We start from the raw sequence: 4,989 nt of genomic DNA, 5'->3' as shown, positions 1-4,989 counted from the left end.
GCCACCATCAAGATCACGCAGACCGGATCGCCGATCCGGCGCACCCCCGACCAGCGCAAGACGCTGATCGGCCTGGGCCTCAACAAGATGCACAAGACGGTCGAGCTGACGGACTCTCCCGAGGTCCGCGGAATGATCAAGAGAGTGCAGCATATGGTTTCGGTCGCGGAGTAAGCACCTTTTTGGTGTGAACCGAGTGTGACCTTTACCTGCGCGACAAAAGCGAAAGCGAGTGCAATAACATGAAACTGAACGATCTCCGCGACAATCAAGGTGCCCGCAAGGGCCGCGTCCGTGTCGGCCGCGGCATCGGCTCCGGCCTCGGCAAGACCGGCGGCCGCGGCCAGAAGGGCCAGACGAGCCGCTCCGGCGTCTCCATCTTCGGCTTCGAGGGCGGCCAGATGCCGCTCCACATGCGGCTGCCGAAGCGCGGCTTCAACAACATCTTCGCCAAGGATTATGCCGAGGTGAACCTCGGCCAGATCCAGAAGCTCGTGGATGCCGGCAAGCTCGCAACGGACGGCACGATCGACCATGCGGCTCTGAAGGCCGCAGGCGTCGCCCGCGGCGGCAAGGACGGCGTTCGCCTGCTCGGCAAGGGCAGCTTCTCCGCAAAGCTCGCCTTCCGCGTCGCCGGCGCTTCCGCCGGTGCGCGCCAGGCGGTCGAGGCCGCTGGCGGTTCGGTCGAGGTGATCGAAGTCACCCCCGCCGCCGAGAAGGCCGCTGCAAAGAAGAACAGCGTCAAGAAGCGGACCAACGGCTGACAACCGCCGCAGGGTGCTTATATACGGCACTTCCCCCGCTCATCCTGAGTAGGGGCTGAGCGAAGTCGAAGCCCCGTATCGAAGGACCGTCCTTCGATACGCCGGTTCGACAGGCTCACCGGCTACTCAGGATGAGCGGCTCTTACTCAAGGGTCGAGACACTCATGGCATCCGCAGCCGAACAGATGGCCGCCAATATCAGCCTGGCCAACTTCACCAAGGCGACCGACCTCAAGAAGCGGCTGTGGTTCACGCTCGGCGCTCTCATCGTCTTCCGGCTGCTGAGCTTCGTGCCGCTGCCCGGCATCGATCCGCGCGCGCTGAACAACCTCTTTCAGACGACGCGCGGCGGCGTTCTCGACTTCTTCAACATGTTCTCGGGCGGAAGCCTCGAGCGCATGAGCCTCATCGCGCTCGGCGTAATGCCGTACATCACCGCCTCGATCGTTGTTCAGCTCGCGACCTCGATGTCGCCGACGCTCGCCGCGCTTAAGAAAGAGGGCGAGACGGGCCGGAAGAAGATCAACCAATATACGCGCTACGGCACCGTCTTCCTCTGCGCCATCCAGGGCTATTTCATCGCCATGGGCCTCGAAGGCTGGGGCGCCCAGCAGGGCGGCTCGGCCGTCATCGATCCGGGCATGATGTTCCGCATCACGACGGTGGTGAACCTCGTCGGCGGGACCATGTTCCTGATGTGGCTCGGCGAGCAGATCACCAGCCGCGGCATCGGCAACGGCGTGTCGCTGATCATCATGGCCGGCATCGTCGCCAACTTCCCGACCACGATCGCCCAGGCGTTCGAGGGCGGCCGCACCGGCACGCTCTCCCCGGGCGTGATCATGGGCGTGATCGCTCTCGCCGCCAGCCTCATCCTCTTCATCTGCTTCATGGAGCGTGCCCAGCGCCGCGTCCTGATCCAGTATCCGAAGCGCCAGACCGCGCGCGGGCAGATGCAGGCCGAGCGGTCGCACCTTCCGCTGAAGATCAACACCGCCGGCGTGATCCCGCCGATCTTCGCCTCCTCGCTGTTGCTGATGCCGCTGACGGTGGCGCAGTTCGCCGGCAACCGCGTCGAGGGAGAGAGCACCTGGGGCGACATTCTGATCTCGATCACGACCGCGCTCCAGCACGGCGCGCCGCTCTACATGGCGCTCTACGCAGCCGGCATCATCTTCTTCTGCTTCTTCTACACGGCCGTGGTGTTCAACCCGGAGGAGACGGCGGACAATCTCAAGAAATATGGCGGCTTCGTTCCCGGGATCCGTCCGGGCAAGCGGACCGAGGAGTATCTCGACCACGTCCTCACCCGCATCACCGTTGTCGGCGCGGCTTATTTGACGCTGATCTGCCTCGTTCCGGAATTCCTGATCGCGCGGGCGGGCATCCCCTTCTACCTCGGCGGCACCAGCCTCCTCATCGTCGTCAACGTGACGATGGACACGGTGACTCAGATCCAGAGCCACCTCATCGCCCACCAATATGGCGACCTCATCAAGAAGGCGAAGCTGAAGGGCGGACGAGGCCGCTGATGTTCGGGCTCGAGCGGGGCGCCTCCAGATGAACATCGTCCTGCTCGGCCCGCCGGGGGCAGGGAAGGGCACCCAGGCGTCCCGCCTCGAGCAGGAGCGGGGGATGGTCCAGGTCTCGACCGGCGATATGCTCCGCGCGGCCGTCAAGGCCGGCACCGAGATCGGCAGGATGGCCGACGAGATCATGAAGGCGGGGAAGCTCTTCCCGGACGATCTCATGAGCCAGATCCTCGGCGAGCGCCTCGATCAGCCTGACACCGAGCGCGGCGTCATCTTCGACGGCTATCCGCGGACGCAGGCGCAGGCGGAGTCGCTCGATACCCTGCTTTCGGAGCGGAAGCGCTCGCTCGACCATGTGATCGAGCTCACCGTCGACGAGGAGGCGCTGGTCGACCGGATCACCGGCCGCTTCTCCTGCACGAGGTGCGGCGCGGGCTATCACGATCGCTACAAGCTCCCGAAGGTGGAGGGCGTCTGCGACGTCTGCGGCAACGACGAGTTCAAGCGGCGGCCCGACGACAATGCCGAGACGGTCCGCCAGCGCCTCTCCGAATATCGCGCCAAGACCGCGCCGATCCTTCCTTATTATGAAGCCAGGGGCCTCGTCCGCCGGGTCGACGGAATGGCGCCCATCGAAGCCGTCAACCGCTCCATCGAGGCGATCCTCGACGGCGCCTGATAGGGGGCAGGGCTTCTTCGGCTGCTTGAAGGGGAGAGGCAGAATGAACCTGCGTCGATGGGCAATCTTTGCGGCACTGGCCGCCGCAGCGTCTCCGGCGGTAGCCGAGGTGAAATCATCGAGCGCCGCCGGCTTCCACGTCGAGACGGCAGTCACCGTCGCCGCCCCGCCCGCCGAGGCCTATGCCGCCATCGGCCGGATCTCCGAATGGTGGAACCCGCAGCACAGCTATTCCGGCAAGGCGGGCAATCTCCGGCTGCAGTTGCGCGCTGGCGGCTGCTTCTGCGAGGCTCTGGATGGTGGCGGCAGCGTCGAGCATCTCCGGGTCGTGCAGGCCCAGCCCGGCAAGCTGCTTCGGTTCCAGGGCGGACTTGGCCCGCTACAGGCGCAGGCCGTAGCTGGTACGCTCACCTACACGCTGCAGGCGGTGACCGGCGGCACAAGGATCACCCAGACCTATGTGGTGGGCGGCTATCTGGAAGGCGGCGCCGACAAGCTCGCGTCCCCGGTGGATCAGGTGCTCGCCGAGCAGTTGCAGCGCCTCCAGCGGAGGCTCGGAGTTCCCCGCTAAAGCGGCTGCTGCGCGGAAAGGTAGCGGGTCGAGGCCCAGCATTGGCGGCCGCGATGCGAGATGCTCGCCCATTCGGGCTCGATCGCAAGCACCTCGACGCTGTCGCCGCGCCGCAGGATCCGCACCGGCTCGGCTTGCTCCGCGGGGGCGGTCCGGCAGTTGAGCAGGCTGGCGGTGACGAACCCGGTCTGCTGCGGCTCGGAGAAGCCCGTGACTGCGGCGTCCGTGGCGCGCGGCTCCGGTTGCGGCTGGGGAGCCCGGCCTTGCGCCGCCGCTGCCGGCTCCGAAGCGGCTGAGGTGACCATCGCCGGATCGCTCCGCCTGATCTCCCAGCCGCTGCCGAGAGCAACGATCAGCATCAGCAGGACGAGCGACGCGGCGACCGCCAGGATTGCTCCCATGTTCGAAGAGCGCCGAGGGGCGGGAGGCAAGTCCTCCTCGTCCTCCTCCTCCTCCTCCTCGGCCTCGGCTTGCGCCGCGACCTCTTCGGGCGAGGGGCGCAGCATGTTGAGGAATGTCGCCGGGGCAGGGGCCACCGTCGCCACTTCCTTGCCGTACCGGATCTTCCCGCTCCGGTTGCCGACATGCTCCTTCTCATCGTCGACGATTTCGGGTGCGATCGTGTCGATGTCGTGCTCGGCTGCGCGGTCCCAATCCTCGTACCCGGGCTGGTCGTTCACGAACCAGTCGTCTTCCATGAAGTCGTCGGCGGGAGGAACCTTCGCAGCCGCCGATGCAGCCGCTGCGGCCGCAAGTTCGGCTTCGAAGTTAAGATCGGGTTCCGGCTCTGGTTCCGGCTCAGCGAGCGAGTCCGCCTCTTGCTCCGGCTGGGGCTCCGGCTCCGGCTCCGAGGCCAGCTCCGCCTCCGCTTCAGGAGCCTCCTCCGCCTCTTGCTCCGCCTCGGGCTCCAGTCCCGGCACAGGATCGGCCGGGGGCTCGCTTTCCGCTGCTCCGGCCGGAGCATCAGGGTCGACTGCCTGCGGCGCCTCGGCCTCGCCTGCGAGTTCCTGCACGGTCGGATGCTCGTCCGCCGGCTCGGTAGGCGGCCGGTCGGACGGTTCGTCTTCCCCGTCGAAGGGGCCGGGATAGGCGGGCTGCTCTTCGGCCTCGAGGTGGCGAAGCACCTCGGAGATCGGCAGCTCCATCTGGTTCCGGTCCTGATCCGGATCTTCGTCGAGATCCTGGTCGGGCTCCGAACGCAACTGCTCGGGCTGCTCCTGCTCGTTATCAGCGTTGCGCTGCTCCGGGATCTGCTCGTGCTGCTCCTGCGGGCTCGGCGGCAGCTCCGATCGAGGCGCTTCGGGGACGAGCTCGACCGGGGTCAGGCTTTCCGGCGGCTGCGCCTGCCAGACCACCTTGAAGCCCTTCGGCACCCGCCAGCCGCCATAAGCGGTCCTGACGAGGTCGCGCCCGCAGCGGCCGCAGGTGGAAAAATAATAGCCG

6 protein-coding genes are annotated in these 4,989 nt (G+C 66.6%); 5 read left to right on the top strand and 1 reads right to left on the bottom strand.

Going from position 1 to position 4,989, the window contains the following annotated elements:
* The 5 genes from rpmD to VF662_RS06015 all read left to right on the top strand — a co-directional run.
* The coding region (gene rpmD / locus VF662_RS06035) for a 50S ribosomal protein L30 (RefSeq protein ID WP_464138895.1) at positions 1 to 174 on the top strand (174 nt) is incomplete at its 5' end.
* A gap of 68 nt (positions 175 to 242) precedes the next feature.
* Positions 243 to 764: a 50S ribosomal protein L15 gene (gene rplO / locus VF662_RS06030; protein ID WP_464138894.1), complete on the top strand. Its 522-nt coding sequence runs from the start codon at positions 243 to 245 to the stop codon at positions 762 to 764.
* 164 nt (positions 765 to 928) lie between these two features.
* The gene (gene secY, locus VF662_RS06025) at positions 929 to 2,296 is read left to right on the top strand and encodes a preprotein translocase subunit SecY (RefSeq protein ID WP_464138893.1); all 1,368 of its coding nucleotides are present in this window, start codon (positions 929 to 931) and stop codon (positions 2,294 to 2,296) included.
* 28 nt (positions 2,297 to 2,324) lie between these two features.
* Entirely contained in the window at positions 2,325 to 2,975 is a 651-nt protein-coding gene (locus tag VF662_RS06020) for an adenylate kinase (RefSeq protein WP_464138892.1), read from the top strand.
* Between the two features lie 43 nt (positions 2,976 to 3,018).
* Positions 3,019 to 3,546: an SRPBCC family protein gene (locus tag VF662_RS06015; protein WP_464138891.1), complete on the top strand. Its 528-nt coding sequence runs from the start codon at positions 3,019 to 3,021 to the stop codon at positions 3,544 to 3,546.
* Here VF662_RS06015 and VF662_RS06010 read toward each other — a convergent pair.
* A partial coding sequence (locus VF662_RS06010; protein ID WP_464138890.1) for an SH3 domain-containing protein occupies positions 3,543 to 4,989 on the bottom strand: 1,447 nt, incomplete at its 5' end. The two genes, VF662_RS06015 and VF662_RS06010, sit on opposite strands and share 4 nt — an antisense overlap.

Origin of the sequence: Allosphingosinicella sp., assembly GCF_036387215.1 — a bacterium.
Classification (GTDB): Bacteria; Pseudomonadota; Alphaproteobacteria; order Sphingomonadales; family Sphingomonadaceae; genus Allosphingosinicella.
This window is presented reverse-complemented; position numbering and strand designations above follow the sequence as displayed.

What these genes read in the sequence shown, in the direction of transcription:
- secY (WP_464138893.1), top strand. Translation starts at nt 929, where the DNA reads ATGGCATCCGCAGCCGAACAGATGGCCGCCAATATCAGCCTGGCCAAC.
- VF662_RS06020 (WP_464138892.1), top strand. Translation starts at nt 2,325, where the DNA reads ATGAACATCGTCCTGCTCGGCCCGCCGGGGGCAGGGAAGGGCACCCAG.
- VF662_RS06015 (WP_464138891.1), top strand. Translation starts at nt 3,019, where the DNA reads ATGAACCTGCGTCGATGGGCAATCTTTGCGGCACTGGCCGCCGCAGCG.
- rplO (WP_464138894.1), top strand. Translation starts at nt 243, where the DNA reads ATGAAACTGAACGATCTCCGCGACAATCAAGGTGCCCGCAAGGGCCGC.